Source organism: Moritella sp. PE36 (genome assembly GCF_000170855.1).
Classification (GTDB): domain Bacteria; phylum Pseudomonadota; class Gammaproteobacteria; order Enterobacterales; family Moritellaceae; genus Moritella.
On the sequence record NZ_ABCQ01000070.1, the window covers coordinates 1 to 20,281 of the forward strand.

Genomic DNA, 20,281 nt, shown 5'->3' on the forward strand with positions numbered 1-20,281 from the left:
GCGCGCGGTAAAAGATCATTTCAAGCTTATGTTCAGAAGACAGCTTTTCTAACTTAATAATGTCAGCTACCGCTGAATTTGGTAACACATACTCTTTATAAGACTGTGGGAAAGCATGGATGTATTTCTCAGATAGAGAACGACCTTTTTCTTCACCATAATGACTTACAATGGATGTTTTTAATTTGTCATTCCAAGATTTAGCTGCTTCTGTTAAATTTTGCTCAATTTCAGCTAGGTTTACATTTATGTGTTTATCATTTGGACCGACGTGTACAAGATATTGTGTTCTAGCCATATTACCTTCAGAGAAATAGGTATTAAATTCAACTTCTTTTTCACTACCTAAGTAGTCCGCCAGTACTTGCTGTGTCTTCTCACGTAATTGCGTGTTGTAACGCTCTTTAGTTACGTAAACCATACAAGAATAATAACGACCGAATAAGTCTTTACGAACAAACAATTTAACTTGATCGCGATCCTGCATGTGTAGAACACCCAACGCACAATGCAAAATATCTGCTTCGCTAGATTGAATAAGCTCATCACGAGGATAGGTTTCTAAAATGTTTAACAGTGCTTTGTATGAGTGATTAACTGGGTTATAACCCGACGCATCCAGTACACGTTTGATCTTATCGCTGATTAACGGAATATCAATTGCACTGCTGTTATAAATTGATGACGCGTATAAACCAATGAAACGCTCTTCGCCAATAACATTATTGTTTTCATCAAACAATTTAATGCCAACATAATCAATATTTGCAGGTCTGTGCACGCGTGATTTTGCATCACTCTTTGTCAAAATAAGCGTATTTTGTGATAATACTTCACTTTTTGCGTCAGCAGCCAAATTAGACAAACCATAACCTTGGTTGTTTACCGAATTTTTCATGATACCCAAGCTCGAATCACAATCAGGCGTGATCACGTAATCACCCTTTACAGGTTCGATATCGTAATGACGATAACCCAGCAAGGTGAAGTTATGATCACTTAACCATGACAAAAATTTAAGCGTATCAGTGTAATCGATACCCTTTTTCTTTGGTTTTGCAGACAAGTGTTCGATAACAGAAAGCAATTTATCTTGCATAGGAGACCAATCGTTAACCGCTAACGCTATTTCATTTAATACAGACGTTAATTCTGCGTTAATTGCATCTAATTTACTGCTTTCTGTTTGACGATCGATTTCAATCAAAAATACAGTTTCAGAAGTAAAATTCTTCGCATTTTTAGGATTTGTTAGAATTTTGTTCACACGACCACGATCATCTCGTTTCAACGCAATCGGCTGATGCAACATCAAATGTGAAATAACGCCAAGTCGAGACAGCGCCATCATTACAGATTCAGTGAGGAAAGGTGAATCCTGTACAATAATTTCGACAATCGTATGTGTTGATTGCCAGCCATTTAGGCTGATTTCTGGATTGTAAACACAGATATCAGGGCCGCTATTGTTACTACTGTTTAACCTGTTCCACAAACTAATTGCAGCACAATACAGATCACTATCACTACGCGAAGAGAGATCGTCTTGCCTCATTCCAGCATATAATGCAGTGACAAACTGCTCGACTAAAGTATTGCTTTTCGCATCTACTTTGGTCTTTACAAGGCTGATTACGTTTTCCAGTAACACGGGAATAGGCGTTTTATTCAACATACTAGCAATCCTTTAAATCTTGGTTTATTAAGTCTAGCTAAAAAAGTAACTTATGAGGTGTTTCAAGCGGGCATTCTAACATTAATATTTGTAATAAAAATGCTACAGGGGCAACAAGATAGAAAGATAAATGCAGGTTTTTAAGAATAAAACATTGAATAATTACTAAAGGTGGGTATATGTCGCCAAAATAGCTCAAAATACCCATTTTTTATAAAAACAAACGTTTAACTTAATGTTAAATTAGTTGTTTAGTGGAAAAGGTTAAGCTAAAGCACGATCTATTTTTTCAAACAAATCGGCTGCTAAAGCATCAATTTTACTGAGTCTAACCAATTGTGCTTTCATTAATGCTTGGCGTATTGAATCAAATTTCTTAAATTCAATAAGCGGCGTGATTAATCGCGATGCAACTTGCGGGTTACTGCTGTTTAGTTTACACAGAATGTCGGTTAAAAATACATAACCACTACCGTCAATTGCATGGAAGGCTTTAGTGTTAAGCGCAGAAAAACTACCTATTAATGAACGTGTTCGATTCGGATTAGCTAAAGAAAAACTACCATGTTCTAGGGTTTCTTTGACAACCGTCAGACAGGTTTCACTCGGACTAACGCCTATTTGCACAAACCATTTATCCATGACTAAACCGTCATGCGACCACGTTGTTTCAAATGCAGACATCATGGTTTTAAAGCAAGGCAATTGGGATTTATTGGCAGCACTGATCGCGCCCATAGTATCGGTCATATTGTCTGATTGTTCAAATTGACCTAACACCAATTCATTAACACCAGTAACATCCGCCAATGCAATATACTCAAGACATACATTTTTTAATGAACGTAATGCTATATGATCGTGCGCTATTTCATAAGATCGTGTTGGCATATTGGCATAAATAGCACTACATATTGGCGCTACATTTACGGCAATTTGAGACTTAATAAAACCAGTTACTGTTAACAAAGCATCAACATCGACCTCATCAAACAAGCCCATCAAGCTATTATTTGATGGAAACTGGAGCATCTCAGCTTTTAAAGCCGGGTCTAACTGTTCATTATCAACTAAGTCACGAAAAGCTTGACCAAATGCTGCTGGCAATTCCAGTTCCTGCTTATCACCAACACGGGCAACATTTTCAATTACATGTTTATTAATTAATAACTGTGAAGCATCCCAACGCGCAAAATCATTACTTGCATGCACCATTAGCATCGCCAGTTGTTCATTGGTATAAGCATAATTAAGCTTGATCGGCGCAGAGAACTCTCTAAACAAGCTTGGTACGGGTGGTGACATGACATTATCAAATACAAAGTCTTGCTGTTTTTCGATAAGGTTCAATACATGGTGAACAGGTTTACCTTCACAGGTTAAAGCAATGTTGTTGCCCTGCTCGTCAAGTAATTCAATATCAACAGGGATATGCAGTACTTGCTTTACCTTTTGGTCAGCAGTACTTGGGGTATGCTGCTGCATTGATAAGGTATAAGTGTTATTTTGCGTATCGTAATGATCAGTAACCGTAACTTGCGGTGTACCGGACTGCGAATACCAATTCTTAAAGAGTGTCAGATCGATACCTGATGCATCTTGCATGGATGCTACAAAATCATCGCAGGTAACCGCTTGTCCGTCATGGCGTTTAAAGTATAGATCCATACCCGCACGGAAGTTAGCTTCGCCTAATAACGTGTGGATCATACGAATAACTTCAGCACCTTTATTATACACAGTCGCGGTATAGAAATTATTCATTTCAATGACTGAAGCCGGACGAATTGGGTGTGCCATCGGGCCTGCATCTTCAGGGAATTGTGCAGAACGTAACACTTTAACGTTTTGAATACGATTAACGGCACGAGACCCAAGATCAGAACTGAATTCTTGGTCCCTGAATACAGTTAAGCCTTCTTTTAGGCTTAACTGGAACCAATCTCGACAAGTAATGCGATTACCCGTCCAGTTATGGAAATATTCATGACCAATTACCGCTTCAATACCTAAGTAATCAACATCAGTCGCACTTGCCGCATCCGCTAATACATACTTAGAATTGAATACGTTAAGGCCTTTATTTTCCATTGCGCCCATGTTGAAAAAATCAACAGCAACAATCATGTAGACATCAAGATCGTATTCTAAACCGAAACGGTCTTCATCCCACTTCATTGACTTTTTCAATGATTCAATAGCATGATGACCACGCGATAAATTACCTTTATCAACAAACAATTCTAGCTTCACATCACGGCCAGACGTCGTCATGTAATTATCGCTTAATACATCAAAGTCACCCGCCACCAAAGCAAATAGATACGCAGGTTTCGGATAAGGGTCACGCCATTGTACCCAATGACGGCCGTTATCTAATTCACCACGATCAACACAGTTACCATTAGATAATAAATATGGGAATGCCGCTTTATCAGCCGTGATCTTGGTGCTAAAAACAGCCAGCACATCTGGACGGTCGAGATAATAGGTAATTTTACGGAAACCTTCAGACTCACATTGTGTACAGAATGCGTCAGCTGATTTATAGAGGCCTTCTAAACTGGTGTTTTCCAGAGGGTTAATCTCGGTCTCAATGATTAATACACATTCAGAAGGTAAGTCAGAGATAATCAGTTGGTTATCTTTAACTAAGTAATTATCAATTTGATGACCATCGATAGAAACGGCCAGTAAAGTTAGGTCAACACCATCTAATATAAGCGGATCATTATGGCTACCACTACGACGTACTTTATTGATAGCAACAACTTTAGTTTTACAATCATCGAGATTAAAGTCGAGATCGATATTATCAATAAAATAATTTGGTGCTGTATAGTCTTTTAAATGCTTAGCATTAGGCGTAATTGTCATTTATAGTCCTAATCTATCGACGGATAGAGACGTAAAATAAAGGAAAAAAAAGTGCAGCATCCCGCTGCACTTGGAGTAATAATAGAAGTGGTTTAGCTTGATTTGCTTAAATCAATGGCTATGTTGGCTGTTTCTAACAGGAATGCATCGTCAAATTCAAAATCTTCAGGCTTGTCATCTAACGATTTTACCGCAGGTAATTCCTTGCGTTCTAAGCGTTCATTTAAACGGTTTAAACGAATTGCTTCGTTCTTTTCACGCTCTTTAATACGCACAGATTCTTGTAAAGAAATGGTTTTTACATCAAGCTCTTGTTTATATTTAATAATATCTTCTTGGATATAACTAAATTCAGGGTTTGCTGCAACACGTTTATTATGTTTTAGAGTCAAACTGTTAAGTGTTGATTGCAGAGCCAGTGATTGCTGATAACTTGCCTTACGGATTTGATCCCAAGCCAGTGCATTATCTTCAATTGATTCACCCGTGTCTTCTGGTTTTACAGCCGATGGGAAGGTAATATCAGGCAGCACACCGCGTAGCTGAGTACTACCACCATTAATGCGGTAGAATTTAGAGATCGTATACTGCACACTACCAATAGGTTTGTCATATAGATCATATAAACGCGCTAAGGTTCTATGCTGCTGCACTGTACCTTTACCAAATGTTTGTTCACCAACAACTAATGCTCGACCATAATCTTGTAATGCCGCGGCAAAAATTTCAGATGCTGAAGCACTATAACGGTTAACTAATACGACAAGCGGGCCATCGTAGTAAGTTTTACCATCGCGGTCTTCTAATACATTAACCTTATCTCTAGCATCACGTACTTGAACAGTTGGGCCTGAATCAAAGAATAATCCTGAAAGCAAGTTTGCTTCTTTTAAAGCGCCGCCACCATTATCACGTAAATCGATAATAATAGAGCTAACCTGGTCTTTTTTTAGCTTCGTTATTTCAGTAAGCACATTTTTAGTTAGACCGTCGTAGAAACTTGGAATTTCGATAACACCAACCTTCTCGCCATCAACATCAATAATTTTTGATTTTGCAGCCCGGTCTTCTAAACGTACTTTGTCACGAATGATTTCCACAATTTTGTGCTTGGCACTTGCACCTTCACCGCGCACAATCTCAAGACGGACTTTGGTGCCTTTAGGACCCTTAATCTTATCAACGACATCATCTAGACGCCAGCCGACAATATCAACAATTGTTTGATCGTCCTGTGCAACACCAACAATTTTATCTTCAGCTTTTAATTGTTTTGTTGCGTCAGCCGGTCCACCAGCGACTAAAGAGCGGATCACGGTGTAATCATCAATAGTTTGCAATACAGCACCAATACCTTCTAAAGAAAGGTTCATTTCTGTTTTGAAACGATCAGCATTACGAGGTGATAAATAGGACGTGTGCGGCTCGATACTACGTGCATACGAGTTCATCAATGTTTGGAAAACATCTTCACTTTGTGTCTGTTTTAACCGTTTGATTGCAGTATCATAACGCTTATGCAGTAATTTTTTTATCTCAGGCCAGTCTTTACCGGTTAATTTTAAATTAAGTGCTTCATACTTAACCTTCTGACGCCATAGTTCATCAAGTTGTGCTGTCGTTTTAGCCCATTCTGATTCAGAGGTGTCGAAATAATATTCGTCATTTGTATCGAATTTAATTTCAGTTTCAAGTAAGGATAATGCAAAGGCAAATCGTTCATAACGACGTTGTAAGCCAACCGTATAAATATCATAAGCAGGTGCAAGACGACCCTGACGGAAGTCTTTCTTAAACGAAAGCGCATACTTATTAAAGCTATCTATATCACTCTGCAAAAAAATTGTACGATAAGCATCAAGCTGTTTTAAATACCGATCGAAAACTTCAACAGCAAAAGCGTTATCAAAATCAACTGATTTATAGTGAGAGCGCGTGAAAAGATTAACGAGACGTTTGCTTGCTTCAGAATGCTGAGCTTCTTGCTTTAATGTAGGGAGTTCTTGAATTGATATAGCGGGTTCAAATGCATGCGCATAGGTGGCTAATAGTACCGAAGCACTGATAAAAGTTCGTGTTAAAACTTTTTTCATTAAAAATCCTTTTGAGAATAAGTAACGCTAAATTAATAATAGACAAGTATTAGCTAATTTTCATATATTTAGCTAACACTCAACTACTAAAAATTTAGAACACGCTTATTGCTTTATACAAAAAGGTGCTCTCTTTTTACTTTTAGAGAAAGTCCAGATAGTAGTTCAACTTTAACACCATCTTTAGATACTTCAACGATAGTTGCTTGTACCGGTGCTTTACCAACTACAACTTTGACAGATTGACCTGATTTAAGTTCCGACTCATTTACTGGACGTTCAACTTTAATCGTAGGCTTTTGATCCGCTTTAGGTGCAGATTTTTTAACTACTTTTTTAGGCGCTCGTTTAACAGCAGGCTTTTTCTTTTCAGCGTTGGCCTTCTGTTCTGCATTTTTCTTATTACGTTCAGCGAAGAATTTGGTTTTGCTTTCTTCAAGTGTTTTTTGTGCATGCTCGACATGCTCAGCATCTAAAACACCTGCGTCGTTGCCATCTAAGTCAACTCGTACAGCATCTTTTTTAGCGCCGTGAAGGTAACGCCAGCTTGCAGTATACTGACGAAGAGCCGTACGTAATAATGTTTTACTAACTTTAGAGTCTTCTTTAAGACGCTCAGCCAGATCTTGAAAAATGCCAATTTTTAGCGGTTTAGCTTCGCCCTTTGCGCTGAAACATTTTGGGAATATTTCTACCAAATAAGCGATAACTTCTTTGCTATTTTTTAGCTTTTCAATGTTTTCCATGAATGACCTTAAATTACTTCTAATTGTTCAGATATAACAAAACAGTAATCTTGCTATATCGCATGTATAAAATTTATCGCTATTATAGAGCGATTGCAATTAAATGCTATCTTTAATCCGCTAACTTCACCCTACAAGGTGTTAAAAAATAACTATTCCGGTGGTTTTTTATGCTTTGACAAACAATATTTAACCGCATGAAAGATTAAGCCGCTTCTTTTTCTACCGTGCTTTTTGACGCTTTTTTCACTTTTGGTGTCTTTTCTTTACTCTCTTCAGGCGCTTTTAATTTACCACCCTTCAATATTATCTGTAGTGATGCACTGTTTTGTGCGAGATATAATGATAACTCTTCAGTAAGACGATCATCCATATCAAGTGAGGATGAACTGATCAAGTCAGTAAGACCATCGGCTACATCTAACATTTTGTCGTATGTATCGGCTTCTTTTTTACTTGTAGACGTCATTTTTTCCACACCATTTCGTTCAACTACATACTTTACTATTACGGCCATGAGCCAGTCCCCTAAATACACTGTATATTATGACAGTGTATTAAGTATTCCTGATTTATTCAAGTGATTGATAATTATTTAATGTGATTATATGCGGTCCGCATCTATACCATTACCCATACATATTATGGATAACATTTCGTGAGTTACCATTTATAAGAAAAGTCATGTACAAAGGGGCAATTCAGAGTTAGCTAGGGCTTATAGCGTTCACAGGCTTAACTTTATTGCTGTGATTACCGAGGGAGTGTGACGGAGTAATTACCGTGGGACTTTGTCATTTACACTGTTAAGTTTAGTCCACCCCCTCATTTTCACTATGGGGTTTTCGCTAATGCTTCTGCACGCTCGATCCGTAACACCTTAGTATTCAGCTTTTCTCTTACCCAGATGTTTCTAATTGTCGAGTGACTGATTGATATGTCGTGCCTTTTCATCATTTCACTGCAGATAGGGATTTGGGTCAGGTGAGGTTTTTCTAATGTCAGCTCGATGACTTTATCTTCAACATCTTGATCGATACGATTGGTATTACGAGGGATACCATACATCCTTTTGAGCGCCAGAGGCCCCTGAGTTTCAAGTAAGCGTCGATTATTGTAGATGCTTTCCCTTGAGCAACCGCTGATTCGAGCTGCTTCAGATAGGTTGCCAAGCTCTTCAGCAAGCTTGATGGTATCAAGCTTCCTCTGTACTTCCTCTCCATATTCCGTGAGTTTGCATGGTTCCTTTATTTCAGCGATGGTGAGCTTACGATCGGCAAAATAAGCGGCAAAGCCGCCACCCAACTGTTTCCGTATTTCTACTTTATGGCTCACGATTGAATGCCTTAAGGGGGAATCTATTATGTACATGGTGTTGTTGTAACTGAAGGTATGATCACGACGGATTTTTCTGTATTCCTTCTGAACGCAGACAGCATCAAGGTTGATGTACGCTGGGACTGGTCTAAATTCTGAATGGATATTCTTTGCATGGACAGTGAGTTGTTTCAACCAATAATCTGGAATAAAGGTATTTTGCAGATAATGATTAGCGCTGTCCATGTCCGTTATTTCTGCCAGGCGGAGCTCTGGCACCAAGCGATCTTGAAAGGTATCGAATGCACGTTCAACCCGACCTTTACCTTGAGGCGAGTTGGCAAAGATGATCTCGATCCCGAGCTCTTCACATGCCCTTTGCATTTGTGAGAAGTTACAACGCTTCGGCCCACCAAAGATGCCCGATCTATCAACGTAAAGTGTCTTAAATAGCCCTCGCTTCTCGATATAAGTCTTCATTACTTTCATGCAACCTTCGGTAGTCTCGGACGGAAAAAACTCAGCATGGATATCACTGGTTGCATCGTCGATAATGGCGATAATGGCGATCAAGCAAGACTTCTTCTGACCAAACCACAGGTGTGGACTACCATCCATTTGCAGCATTAATCCCGATGATTCCATACGTTCACGCCTTCTTCTCACTTTTGAACGACGATGCTTAGCCCGTTTCACATGGTGAATAGCATGAGCCCAAGAGCGAAGCGTTTCACGCTTCACTTGAATTCCTTCTCTCACCCTCAAGATATCAATGAGGTGCAACATGTTGAAATCATAATATTTATCTTTAATAAGTGACTGAACTTGTCTTTTTAATGAGTCGGGGATCTTGTTGGTTGGTGTTTTACCCGTGTTGCCATGGACAACAAAACGAATGCCATCTTTTTTATATCGACTGAGATAGCGTTCAATAGTACGGCAGGACTTGTTGAGCAGTTTTGAGGCATTAAGAATGCTGATTTTACCTTCAGCAACCTTAGCGATCACATCAACAGTGAGCTGGGATTGGGAATTCATCACGATCATCCTTAGTAACCTCTGAAAAGTACACGGTGATACTTAGAGGATTACTTAAAAATTCGATCCGTCAATTTCCCTTGGTAATTATAAAAACGACAGAGTCGCTTGGTAGTTATGGTACGACAGAGTCCCTTGGTGTTCACAAGGCTTAACTTTATTGCACTAAGCCATTGATGGACATAAATGGCTTAGTGCTTATGCTTCAAAGAGGACATTCCGCATTACTGAAAGTATGGCGAAATTGACATTAACGCCTTGTTAGGTGATTTTTGCTTGCTCAACCCTCTCCATCAATTCCAACACCACCGGATTTTTGTCTCGAGAATTGAGCATGACCCTACCTATAAGGCAAAAGGCAAATTCAACCTCAGTACCAGTTGTCGAATGGGCAATGATTTTTACTCTTTCAGGTGAGTGACAATGAGCACAATCAATACGAATGATATCACTCAACATTACTCTAGTTTCATTGCCATTCGAACGGTAAATTAAGCTATCACCGCAATCAAATACTTCATCAACCATATCCCATGCTAATTTTTTGAAAAAGAAGAAGACATAAACCATCATTGCTACTATTGCCGCAAGCCCTACTGAATTATCAGAAGTGATGCCGTCATGTACGATAGTAAGAGTGATACAAAAGATGAAAAAACCAAAAACAAAGGTAGGAAACAGTTTCTTATAGAAGAATGTAGCTCCAGAGATTTTTGTCATACCAGATACCTCACCTAACGCCGGCAGCAACTGCCGGCAAAAATGGCGCTTGTTTTGCCGTGTTTTGGGCAAAACGAGTGACAGTTTTGACTGTCTGATTGCCTGCCCTTGTTATGCAATTTTATCTAACCACTGTTGGGCTATTGACTCAACCCAAGTGATAAAATTTTCACTGCCGGTTATGTCATATAGAGTATATTCTGGGCAGCCCTTCATTGGAGTTATATGGTCAAACGAATGGTCAGCTGCGAAAAGAATGATTTCACCTGTTTTTTTGTGACATATAGTCGTATTTCCATTGGCCTCACGTAGTACACAATAGAATTCATTTGGGTCTATTGGTATTTGGACTCCTTCATCTTCGAAAGCCCAATCGTAGTCTTCAATGAAAGTTGCATCATTGCTTGCTTCCTTTCTTGTAAGGAAGCCATTTGTATTAAGAAGCCAAGTGTCTTCTGGTTCATTAAACCTTTCAATAACACCACCAAAACAGGCAAGTAGTTGTTCGTGTAACCCTACGAGTTCCGTTTTATCCGTAACGCGATTCGGAGCTAATGTTAGCCACCCCATTCTGTAGCCATCTAGTGAATCCCAACTCAAGAGATCATGTTCAATTCCACTGATATAAATCCTAGTAACAGATGAACACCGCAATAGTTTGGTAAGTAAAGGGAGTTGCAGTTCAACTTCAGAAGAAAAAGCAAATCCAGGTGATTCCTTAGCTATAGAAACCTTTGCGTCTTTGCTTAGAAACCAAGGGACATCTTCGCAAAATATTTCCCAATCAGTCATGATCTCTCCATTGTGCATAACAGTTTACTATACAGAATTCTGTATAAAGCGAATTTAATTTCAACTTAATAACTATCTACAATAGCAAATTCACGTTAAATTACAAATAGATACTGATGGACATCAATCCAAAGTCAAATAAAACACGGATAAAAAAAAGAGCGGTATTTATATAGACCTATGTAAACTTTATCGAAGTACAAATCACACCTAAAAATCAACATATTAGTAGTCGCTATCAGTTTATAAGCTAGATATTTTGGCATGTTAAAATAATATATTTTCTTAATTTTTGTAAATTCAAATTATACCTGAATGTAATCACAGTATTTAGCCATAAGAAAATATATGGCAAATTAATGTAAGGATATTAAGTATGAGTAACTACTCTAACGCAGAAAGGGGCAGTTTCGGCTTAGAACTATTACCCTAAGCCATTGATGGACAGTATGTATAATACACCCCGTTTTGCAAGTAATAATCAAAAATAACGGAGTTGGTTTGCGCTAATGTATTCAGAGTCTGTTTGAGACTTACATTAGTCCCAGCTCTACGATGAGATCCGCGCTAGATAGTCCTCATAAATGGCAAAGTATTTTTTTACCTCCTGTCGAATATTGGCGAGGTACTAAGCCAATCCAAGCAGTAAAATTACACCCATTAGCAAAATCATGCGGGTTCCCAACAGCAGACAAGCAACACGATGCTGTCATTGGACCAATGCCTGGAACGCTTTGTAGTAGAGACATAATTCATTTTCTTTAAATAAATTATCAAGTTTATTTTCTTGGTCTTTAATCCATGGATTTAACTGATGGTAATGATCGAGTTGCTCTCTAAGATCTATGATTAGCATTGGCGGAACAGGTTCGTTGTTATCAGCTAAATACTGAAAAAGGTTTTACATATTGAGCCGGAATTAACTTTACCTGATGACCATAATATTCACATCTTCTAGCTAACCAATGAGCCCCACCACATGCTTCCATAGCGATGATAACGGGTTCATGAACAGATAATAACTGGAGCAATTTTTGACGATTAAGCTTCTTCCTAAAGACCCTTTACCTGAATAATCATGGCCAATAAGATGAAACGTATTTTTACCTAAATCTATTCCAATAACGCGAATAGCAGTCATGATGGTCACCTTTATTTACTAAACCTAACAGTGTAAAGTTTAGCGTATCGGTGGGGTGTACCATCTAATTAATGGCTTAGGGTAATAACTTTAGAGGATACTATTCACATTACAAAAAGAATGGCGTTAATTTAGATTAATGCCGCGTTAAGTGGTGATCAACGCTACCACCGAGCCTAAACTATTACGCCTTAAACACAAAACCTAACTTTGAACTGGAATGCCAAGCGTTGGGAATCACTCTTAAATGCTTTGTTGAACGAAGCCGCTGTGCGGCGGAGTCATTGCCCCACCATTCATACTCTCCAATAGCATCACTATTATAGTTGTGTCTTAGTAAGAGTGTTTATTATGCATTATTCACAGCAACAACGATTTAGTTATCTTTATGAACAACACCTTACCAACCTAAGGTTGCAAGGTAAACGACCCGAAACCATTGATTGTTATTCTCGTGCAGTTCGGCGTATTTCTGCTTATTCTAATAAATCACCCGATGAACTCACTGCTGCTAATTTAAAAGAATATGTCAATAGCCTTATCCAAATGCATTCATGGAGCACCGTTAATATCGACCGTAATGTCTTGCAGTTCTTCTACCGCTACACTTTAGATTAATAATCGGGTTCGAGACTATGGTTTTTTACATGGTAATGCCAACAGACTGCGACTACGTACCAATTAATATTGATGAATTTATACAATCGGCAGCCCGTATTGAAAGCACTAATACAGACCAAAACGATACGCATTTGTCCTTGCTGGCAACATGAAATGAAGTGTGTGGGTATCACCCGAATAAGGTGCCGGCAGCGCGACACCTATTCTTATTTATAGGCTAGTCTCGTTTGTACAAAGATTCAATCGTACTTGATTCTATTGTGTGTCCATTTATCATGTAGCCCGCTAATGCACCCGAAGCATCTTCTGGTAATTCAAGTTTGTCTACGGAAAGTGCATGTATCGTAAAGCGGTAGTGATGTACACCATGGCCTTCAGGTGGACAAGCGCCACCGAAACCTCGACTGCCGTAATCATTTTGTATTTGAGAACTGCCTGTTGGTGCGCTACTGGTTTTTTTATTCCCAGCGCCGGTCGGTATCTCCATCACTGTCATTGGTATGTTGACTATCTGCCAATGCCACCAACCACTGCCTGTAGGAGCATCGGGATCATAGGCTGTAATAGCAAAGCTTTTTGTGCCTTTCGGTGCGTCAGACCATTTAAGATGTGGCGACAAATCACCTCCTGAACAACCAAATCCATTGAATTCTTGTGCTTTAGACATGAATTCTCCTTGAGCAATGTCTTGGCTAGACAATGTAAAAGGCCCTGCAAATATAGATGCCGAAACGCTAAGTGATAAAACTGAAAGAAGTTTAAGTGTATGACGCATAATAATCCTTATTAGTGGGTATTTGATTTAAGACATATATTAGCCTTTTACTTCTGCCTATATAGTCTCAAAACCGTCACACTTTCGCCCTAATCCGCCATTTTAGTTTTTCGGAGTTCAGATGGTGTTAAACCAAACCGTCCTTTAAAACGCTCTGTAAATCGTGATTGAGATTGGTAGCCACATTTTTCAGCAATCAGAACAATGGAATAATGCGTTGTTTGCAACAAATGCAAACCTAGACCAAGTCTTGCTTGATCCTTAATCTCTTGCACACTTGTACCTTCTGTCTTGAGTTTTCGGCGTAGCGTTGATTCACTCATTGCCAGCTGATCACAAATATGTTCAATGGTTAATTGATGAAAATCCTGATCACAGAACATATCATGCAATCGATGTCCTACCTTGGGGTTTCCTACCATGGATAAAATTTCTTTATAACCCATGTGGCACAGTAATTCTACGATCTCTCTTTTTCGTAAAGGCCACAATTGTTCAGGAGCCCAGAGTGAACTTTCAACAAATTGCTGTAAACATTTTTCTAAAGTGGCTGTTATTTTCCCAATACAATAATCTTGTTTATTTAATGCACTGGTTTTAAGGCCATTAAAATCTTGATAATCAAACTCTATTAACAATGCAAAATACTCTTTACCTTTTGGTATGTTGCGCATATTTATCGCAGGGCTACTAGATAAAAAGATAAAATCACCAGGATGACAGATTAATTCGTTATCCTTGCCGAGCTCTTTATCTCCGCTAAGAACAATAATCAATAATGGTTTTACAATGGGGACATTTAACAGGTTTTGCTCTTTGATTGAGGTGTACACAGAAAAAGGCAGCTCATGCTTTTCGTTCATTGTATTTTTAATCGTACTCAGCAGATTTACCATGGTTTCCTATAGATACAGAGCCTAACTATTTGTATGGTAGGACGTCTCGATTTGCCAAATTAATTAACCGCTACAAAAGGTAACTAATCAGTTGAAACATAAGATTATATTGTAAACCTCAGAGGGAACGAGTCGTCCTGTAAATTATTTATTTAGTCTTGAAAATTATATGCAAGACTAGCTATGTAACTAAGTATATTGATATTAATTTTCGGCTACAAGATAAACCTGACTGTCTTTTGACAAATCGCGACTGCTTTCACCAAAAGACCAATAACACTGTATATAATCATTCTATCTAACCGTTTTATTTATGCATAAATATGATCAACTCAGTTGATAAATTTTACATGATAAAATCTATGGCAAACCGATATGAACATATAGTTGATGAGTTGAAGATCTAAGCCATTTAGGGGGGAAACCTCTTTAGAGCAATCACATAAACAACGCATAAAATATGCTTGATTGTTGTTACCACATACTAAATATGTATTATTTGGTAGAAACCTATGATGATAACTTGCGATTCTGTTGATATTTGCAATAAAATAATGCTATTAATGAACTCATTATGGAACGTGCTACATTTATCGCTTAAATTAAGCATGTATACAAGCATAAGTAATTAGCTATTAGCGGGTATAAATGACCAATATTAATGTCTGTAATAAATGTGATCTGATTGTTGAGCATGTTGTTTTAGAAAAAAATAAACTTGCGCATTGCCCTCGCTGCAATAGTCTATTGTATACAAATACATTATTTTCGATTAGCACCATTTTAGCGCTTTCAATTACCGGGTTTATTCTCGTTATTATCGCAAATGTATTTCCTATGTTTACCATCACTCTGTTGGGGGTTGAAGAGTCAGCCACGCTGATTCAAGGAGCATGGGTTTTATTAGAGAAAAAGTTTTACTTCGTCGGTCTACTCGTTATCTTTTGCAGTTTCATTGCGCCTTTTCTCTTTTTATCTTGTCTGGTACAAGTTTGTTTATTATTACTCACTAAACGTAATACGCCACAGCTAATATTATTGCTTAAACTCGTTAAGTTTTTTACAGAATGGAGTATGTTAGAAGTTTATCTGGTGAGCTTTTTAATTGCCGTCTTTAAACTCTCTGACATTGCAGACATTAAATTGCAACTCGGTTTATTGAGTTTCGTCTCACTTATGTTTGTTTCAAGCCTTATAATGTATGGACTTAATCTGGAACTTTTCTGGCAAAAGATGGAAAAAAATGCAAAACGCTAAAGACAATCAAATCGTAAGATGCCAAGAATGTAGTCTACTGATCAGCGTCGAGCAGGATGTAAAACGACAGCGTTGTCCGCGTTGTTTTACCCGTGTTCATTTTCGAATACCGCGTAGTATCCAAAAAACATGGGCCTTGTTAATCACCGCTGCGTTCATGATGATCCCTGCCAATTTTTTGCCTATTAGCACATTGACCAGTACAGGTAATACCACGCCGGATACCATCATGTCAGGTACTATCGCATTGGCAAAAAGTGATAACTTAGGCATCGCGATTATTATCTTCATCGCGTCGATTTTGGTGCCCTTATTTAAAATCATTGGTTTAATGCTTATTTTATTATCTGTTCAAAATAAGATATATATTGCACCAAAACGAAAATTATTATTATTTAATGCAATTCATTGGATTGGCAAATGGTCAATTATGGATTTGTTTGTTATATCGATTATGGTCGCGGTGATCAACCGAGGAAATTTACTCTCAGTCGATCCCGGATATGGAGCAACTTGCTTTGGTTTTGTTATTATATTAACAATACTCGCCGCTGAAAGTTTTGACACACGTTTAATTTGGGATTTAAACCATAAAAATGAAAGAAAATAACGAACCACAAATGCCGGATAATTGTAATGCACCTAAACCTGTATTACACAAACCGAATGTGATGTCGCCTATCTGGTTACTGCCAATTGTCGCCGTCTTACTTGGGATTTACCTCATGTACCAAAGCATTGCGCAAGCTGGCATTGAAATACGTGTTCATTTTGACAATGCGAATGGCATTGTGGAAGGTAAAACCCTGATCAAGTATCAAGGTTTAAATATCGGTAAAGTGAAGAAAATAGCATTAGATGACGATCTTAAAGGTGTTTATGTTACCGCCGAAATAGACAGTAAAGCGGAACCCGTTTTACGCCTAAACACACAGTTTTGGTTAGTCGCACCCAAAGCTTCCATTGCCGGTATTTCAGGGTTAGATGCGCTTGTCACAGGTAATTATATCAACTTATTACCCGGCGATGGTGAATACAGTGTTGAATTTGATGCGGTACAAACAGCACCGAATACCTTACCTGACGATCAAGGTTTAATTGTACGCTTAACCGCAGATAAATTAGCTTCTGTTCGTCCTGGTTCAGAAATTTTTTATAAAAAGATCCCCGTTGGCCAAGTACACAACTTCACTCTAGATAAAGACACCGATCAAATATTAATTGAAGCCGTCATTAAAGAACAATACAGCTACCTGGTAAAAGACACTTCACGCTTTTGGAATGCCAGTGGTATCCATGCTGAATTTGGTTTTGATGGGGTGACAATTCAAACCGAAAGTCTGACCGCGATTATCAGTGGTGCACTGGCGTTTGATTCCCCAGTTGACGGTAATCCAGCAGAAAATAACCGCGCATATAATCTCTATAATAATGTCAGTGATGCTGAGCGAGCGGTTGAAATTGAGTTTAATTTGGCGAATACCAATGACATTAAAATTGGTAACAACATCTACTTAAATGGCCAACAGGTCGGCGAAATAACCCAAGTCATCACCCAATTGATTGACGCTGAAACCCAACAAACAACACCAACAGCAAAAGCATTCGCAGATATAGACCCAGAAGTTGTTGAGTTATTACGTGCAGGCACCCAATTCTGGGTTGAAAAAGCCACCCTGTCTCTTTCTGAAAGTAAGAATGTAGCGAACCTTGTCACTGGTAATTTTATATTATTCACCCCCGGGAAAGGCGAACTACAAACCACATTTGATCTGGTATCAAACGTTGACGATCTTATTCCGCATAAACAAATTTCGATTTCAGCTAATGATGCTAATGGTTTAGCGGTAGGCAATAAAATCTATTACAAGAATTACCCAGTAGGCCACATCAGCCGCGTCATGTTTAACACCAAAACCAATTTGATTGATTTAAACGTGAACATCTATCAAGATTATGCACATCTACTTCGCCGTTCGACACGCTTTATTAATATAAGCGGAGTATCAGTCGATGCGAGTATCTCAGGTCTTAATATCAAGTCATCACCTATTGCAGCATTAGTCAGTGGTGGTATCGAACTTGTTAATGATCCAGTGTTCAAATCTAAACGCCGCAATCAACAATATCAACTTTACCCTTCCCTTGCCCTTGCAAAATTAGGTAGCAATGCGTTTAAGGCCAATAAGACCATTACCCTATTGAGTAAACCTAGCCATGTGATCGCAAATGGTGCGCCAGTTTATTATCGTAAATTAAAAGTGGGTTCGGTAGCTGATTTCCGTTTGGCTGCCGACAATGAACATATTGTCATCACCTTGGATATCCTCAGCCAGTATGCACACTTAATTAATAAAAACAGCGTATTTTGGGATGTATCTGGGATTGATATTTCTGGTAGTTTAAGTAACTTAAAAGTGCAAACCGAATCGTTACTGACTATTATCGCTGGTGGCATTAACTTTGATAACATCAAACCGGTTAATGACAACAAAGTCAGCCTTGCTAAATCACGCGCAACACATTACAAACTGTTTCGTAGCTTTGCAGCCGCAACCGACGACCGCCCAACAGTGACATTAACATTCACATCAGGTACTGATATCAATGTGGGCACTGAAATTAAACACAAGGGTATCAAGGTCGGCGAGATCAGCGCAATAAAACTAAAAATAGAGCAAGGTTTTATTGAAGCAACAGCGAAATTAGACACTGACTATGCAAAATACTTCATACAACAAGGCAGCCAGTACTGGTTAGAGCGTATCGAAGTTGGCCTAGATGGCATTAAAAATGCGAATACCTTGCTATCTGGTGCTTATATCAACGTAACGAAAGGTAACGGTAATACCGTCAAGCGCTTTAAAGTCCTCAACGGCGCACCCGAAATTGCGTCTGAAGATGTCGGATTATCCGTCACCGTCATCAGTGAACGATTGATGGGGTTAACTGCGGGTACACCCGTCTACTTCCGCCAGATAGAAGTCGGCTCCATAACCCACTCAGCATTGTCAGCGCAAAGTGATAAAGTGCTCATCACCTTGAACATTGAACCTAAGTATCAACACTTAGTGCGCAATGATAGTCAATTTTGGGCTGTTTCTGGGTTTAATGTCGATATCGGTCTCACCGGCGCAACCTTAAAAGCCGAATCATTAAAAACGATTTTATCTGGCGGCATTGCGTTTGCGACACCTAAGACAAACAAAAACAGTCAGATTGCAGCGCCCTTTTCAAAATTCGATTTAGCCCAAGAAGTTAATCCAGATTGGCTTAAATGGGATACCAAGATAGAAAAAACCGCCATGTAAACCGGCCATCCCAGCTACTTCAACAATCTCAACCTTGAAGTAGCTGGGGTATATGATAAAATACCCCCTTATTATTCAATTGAGCCTGTAAAGTGCATTCCAATATAAAACTGCCTGAAGATTACCTGACGTTAATGGGTAACATTATTCCCGACCATCTCTCTATGGATGACTTTATAACGTGCTGCAAAACACCATTGAAAACCAGTGTACGTGTCAATACACTTAAGATCTCTGTTGAAGCATTTAAGCAATTAGCTAAAACAAAACAATGGTTATTAACCCCGGTGCCATGGTGTGAAGAAGGTTTTTGGTTAGAACAAGAAAATACCGATACCAAACTCGGTAATAGTTGGGAACATATTGCGGGCCTTTTCTATATTCAAGAAGCAAGCTCGATGCTGCCTGTTACAGCACTATTCAAAGAGCAAGTTTCAGGTCCAACCGCACAATATAATACCATCCTCGATTGCGCATCCGCACCGGGTTCAAAAACAAGTCAGATCGCAGCACTCTGTAATAATAACAATTTCATTGTGGCTAACGAATTATCATCAAGCCGTTTAAAAGTGCTCAGTGCGAACATTAAACGCTGTGGTATCAAAAATGTAGCGCTTAGTCACTATGATGCAAATGTGTTTGGCACTTGGTTACCAGAAATGTTTGATGCCGTATTGCTTGATGCGCCTTGTTCTGGTGAGGGCGCGATCCGTAAAGACGACAAAGCAATGCTTAATTGGTCTTTAAAAAGTATCAATGACATCGCCGATATTCAGAAAGAGTTAATTGACAGTGCATTTAAAGCGTTAAAACCCGGTGGTACGTTAATTTATTCAACCTGTACATTGAACGGAATTGAAAACCAAGCGGTTTGCCAACACCTACTTGATTTATACCCTGACAATGCAGAAGTTATCCCGCTTAACGATTTATTCCCAACCGCGAATAATTGTTTGACTGCCGAAGGTTTCTTACACGTTTGGCCACAGATTTATGATAGTGAAGGCTTCTTTGTTGCTAAG

The 20,281-nt window shown here is 38.7% G+C and carries 14 protein-coding genes and 2 pseudogenes; 5 read left to right on the plus strand and 11 right to left on the minus strand.

Annotated elements, in window-relative coordinates:
- From PE36_RS21575 to PE36_RS24805, 9 genes and pseudogenes are all read right to left on the minus strand, one after another.
- Positions 1-1,675, minus strand: a pseudogene (locus PE36_RS21575) (NAD-glutamate dehydrogenase domain-containing protein); the annotation flags it as partial.
- Between the two features lie 264 nt (positions 1,676-1,939).
- Entirely contained in the window at positions 1,940-4,552 is a 2,613-nt protein-coding gene (gene pepN, locus PE36_RS21580) for an aminopeptidase N (protein WP_006034234.1), read from the minus strand.
- Positions 4,553-4,644: 92 nt separating this feature from the next.
- Complete coding sequence (gene prc, locus PE36_RS21585) at positions 4,645-6,645, minus strand: carboxy terminal-processing peptidase (RefSeq protein WP_006034235.1); 2,001 nt, start codon at positions 6,643-6,645, stop codon at positions 4,645-4,647.
- Positions 6,646-6,758: 113 nt separating this feature from the next.
- Entirely contained in the window at positions 6,759-7,391 is a 633-nt protein-coding gene (gene proQ, locus PE36_RS21590; RefSeq protein WP_006034236.1) for an RNA chaperone ProQ, read from the minus strand.
- Between the two features lie 205 nt (positions 7,392-7,596).
- Entirely contained in the window at positions 7,597-7,908 is a 312-nt protein-coding gene (locus tag PE36_RS21595; protein ID WP_006034237.1) for a YebG family protein, read from the minus strand.
- Positions 7,909-8,225: 317 nt separating this feature from the next.
- Complete coding sequence (locus PE36_RS21600) at positions 8,226-9,755, minus strand: ISNCY family transposase (RefSeq protein ID WP_006034238.1); 1,530 nt, start codon at positions 9,753-9,755, stop codon at positions 8,226-8,228.
- 252 nt (positions 9,756-10,007) lie between these two features.
- Complete coding sequence (locus PE36_RS21605) at positions 10,008-10,466, minus strand: hypothetical protein (protein ID WP_006034239.1); 459 nt, start codon at positions 10,464-10,466, stop codon at positions 10,008-10,010.
- A gap of 111 nt (positions 10,467-10,577) precedes the next feature.
- The gene (locus PE36_RS21610) at positions 10,578-11,258 is read right to left on the minus strand and encodes a hypothetical protein (RefSeq protein WP_043994958.1); all 681 of its coding nucleotides are present in this window, start codon (positions 11,256-11,258) and stop codon (positions 10,578-10,580) included.
- Between the two features lie 596 nt (positions 11,259-11,854).
- A pseudogene (locus PE36_RS24805) lies at positions 11,855-12,399 on the minus strand (transposase); the annotation flags it as partial.
- A gap of 351 nt (positions 12,400-12,750) precedes the next feature.
- On the opposite strand from PE36_RS24805, the gene PE36_RS21620 reads away from it, so the two are divergent.
- Positions 12,751-13,017: a site-specific integrase gene (locus PE36_RS21620; protein WP_006034242.1), complete on the plus strand. Its 267-nt coding sequence runs from the start codon at positions 12,751-12,753 to the stop codon at positions 13,015-13,017.
- Between the two features lie 220 nt (positions 13,018-13,237).
- Here the strand turns inward: PE36_RS21620 and PE36_RS21625 are convergent, their stop codons facing one another.
- Together PE36_RS21625 and PE36_RS21630 are read right to left on the minus strand one after the other, a co-directional pair.
- Positions 13,238-13,795, minus strand: a complete 558-nt coding sequence (locus PE36_RS21625) for a YbhB/YbcL family Raf kinase inhibitor-like protein (RefSeq protein WP_006034243.1) — start codon at positions 13,793-13,795, stop codon at positions 13,238-13,240.
- Positions 13,796-13,884: 89 nt separating this feature from the next.
- Entirely contained in the window at positions 13,885-14,691 is an 807-nt protein-coding gene (locus PE36_RS21630; protein WP_006034244.1) for a helix-turn-helix transcriptional regulator, read from the minus strand.
- 648 nt (positions 14,692-15,339) lie between these two features.
- On the opposite strand from PE36_RS21630, the gene PE36_RS21635 reads away from it, so the two are divergent.
- The 4 genes from PE36_RS21635 to PE36_RS21650 form a co-directional block, all read left to right on the plus strand.
- A complete protein-coding gene (locus PE36_RS21635) occupies positions 15,340-15,948 on the plus strand; it encodes a paraquat-inducible protein A (RefSeq protein ID WP_006034245.1) in 609 nt (202 codons plus the stop codon).
- A complete protein-coding gene (locus PE36_RS21640) occupies positions 15,935-16,558 on the plus strand; it encodes a paraquat-inducible protein A (RefSeq protein WP_006034246.1) in 624 nt (207 codons plus the stop codon). The genes PE36_RS21635 and PE36_RS21640 overlap by 14 nt, the downstream gene beginning before the upstream one ends.
- Positions 16,545-19,259, plus strand: a complete 2,715-nt coding sequence (locus PE36_RS21645) for a PqiB family protein (protein WP_006034247.1) — start codon at positions 16,545-16,547, stop codon at positions 19,257-19,259. Before PE36_RS21640 ends, PE36_RS21645 begins: the two co-directional genes overlap by 14 nt.
- A 92-nt stretch (positions 19,260-19,351) precedes the next feature.
- Positions 19,352-20,281: NOL1/NOP2/sun family putative RNA methylase (locus PE36_RS21650; RefSeq protein ID WP_043994960.1), on the plus strand; the 930-nt coding region annotated here is incomplete at its 3' end.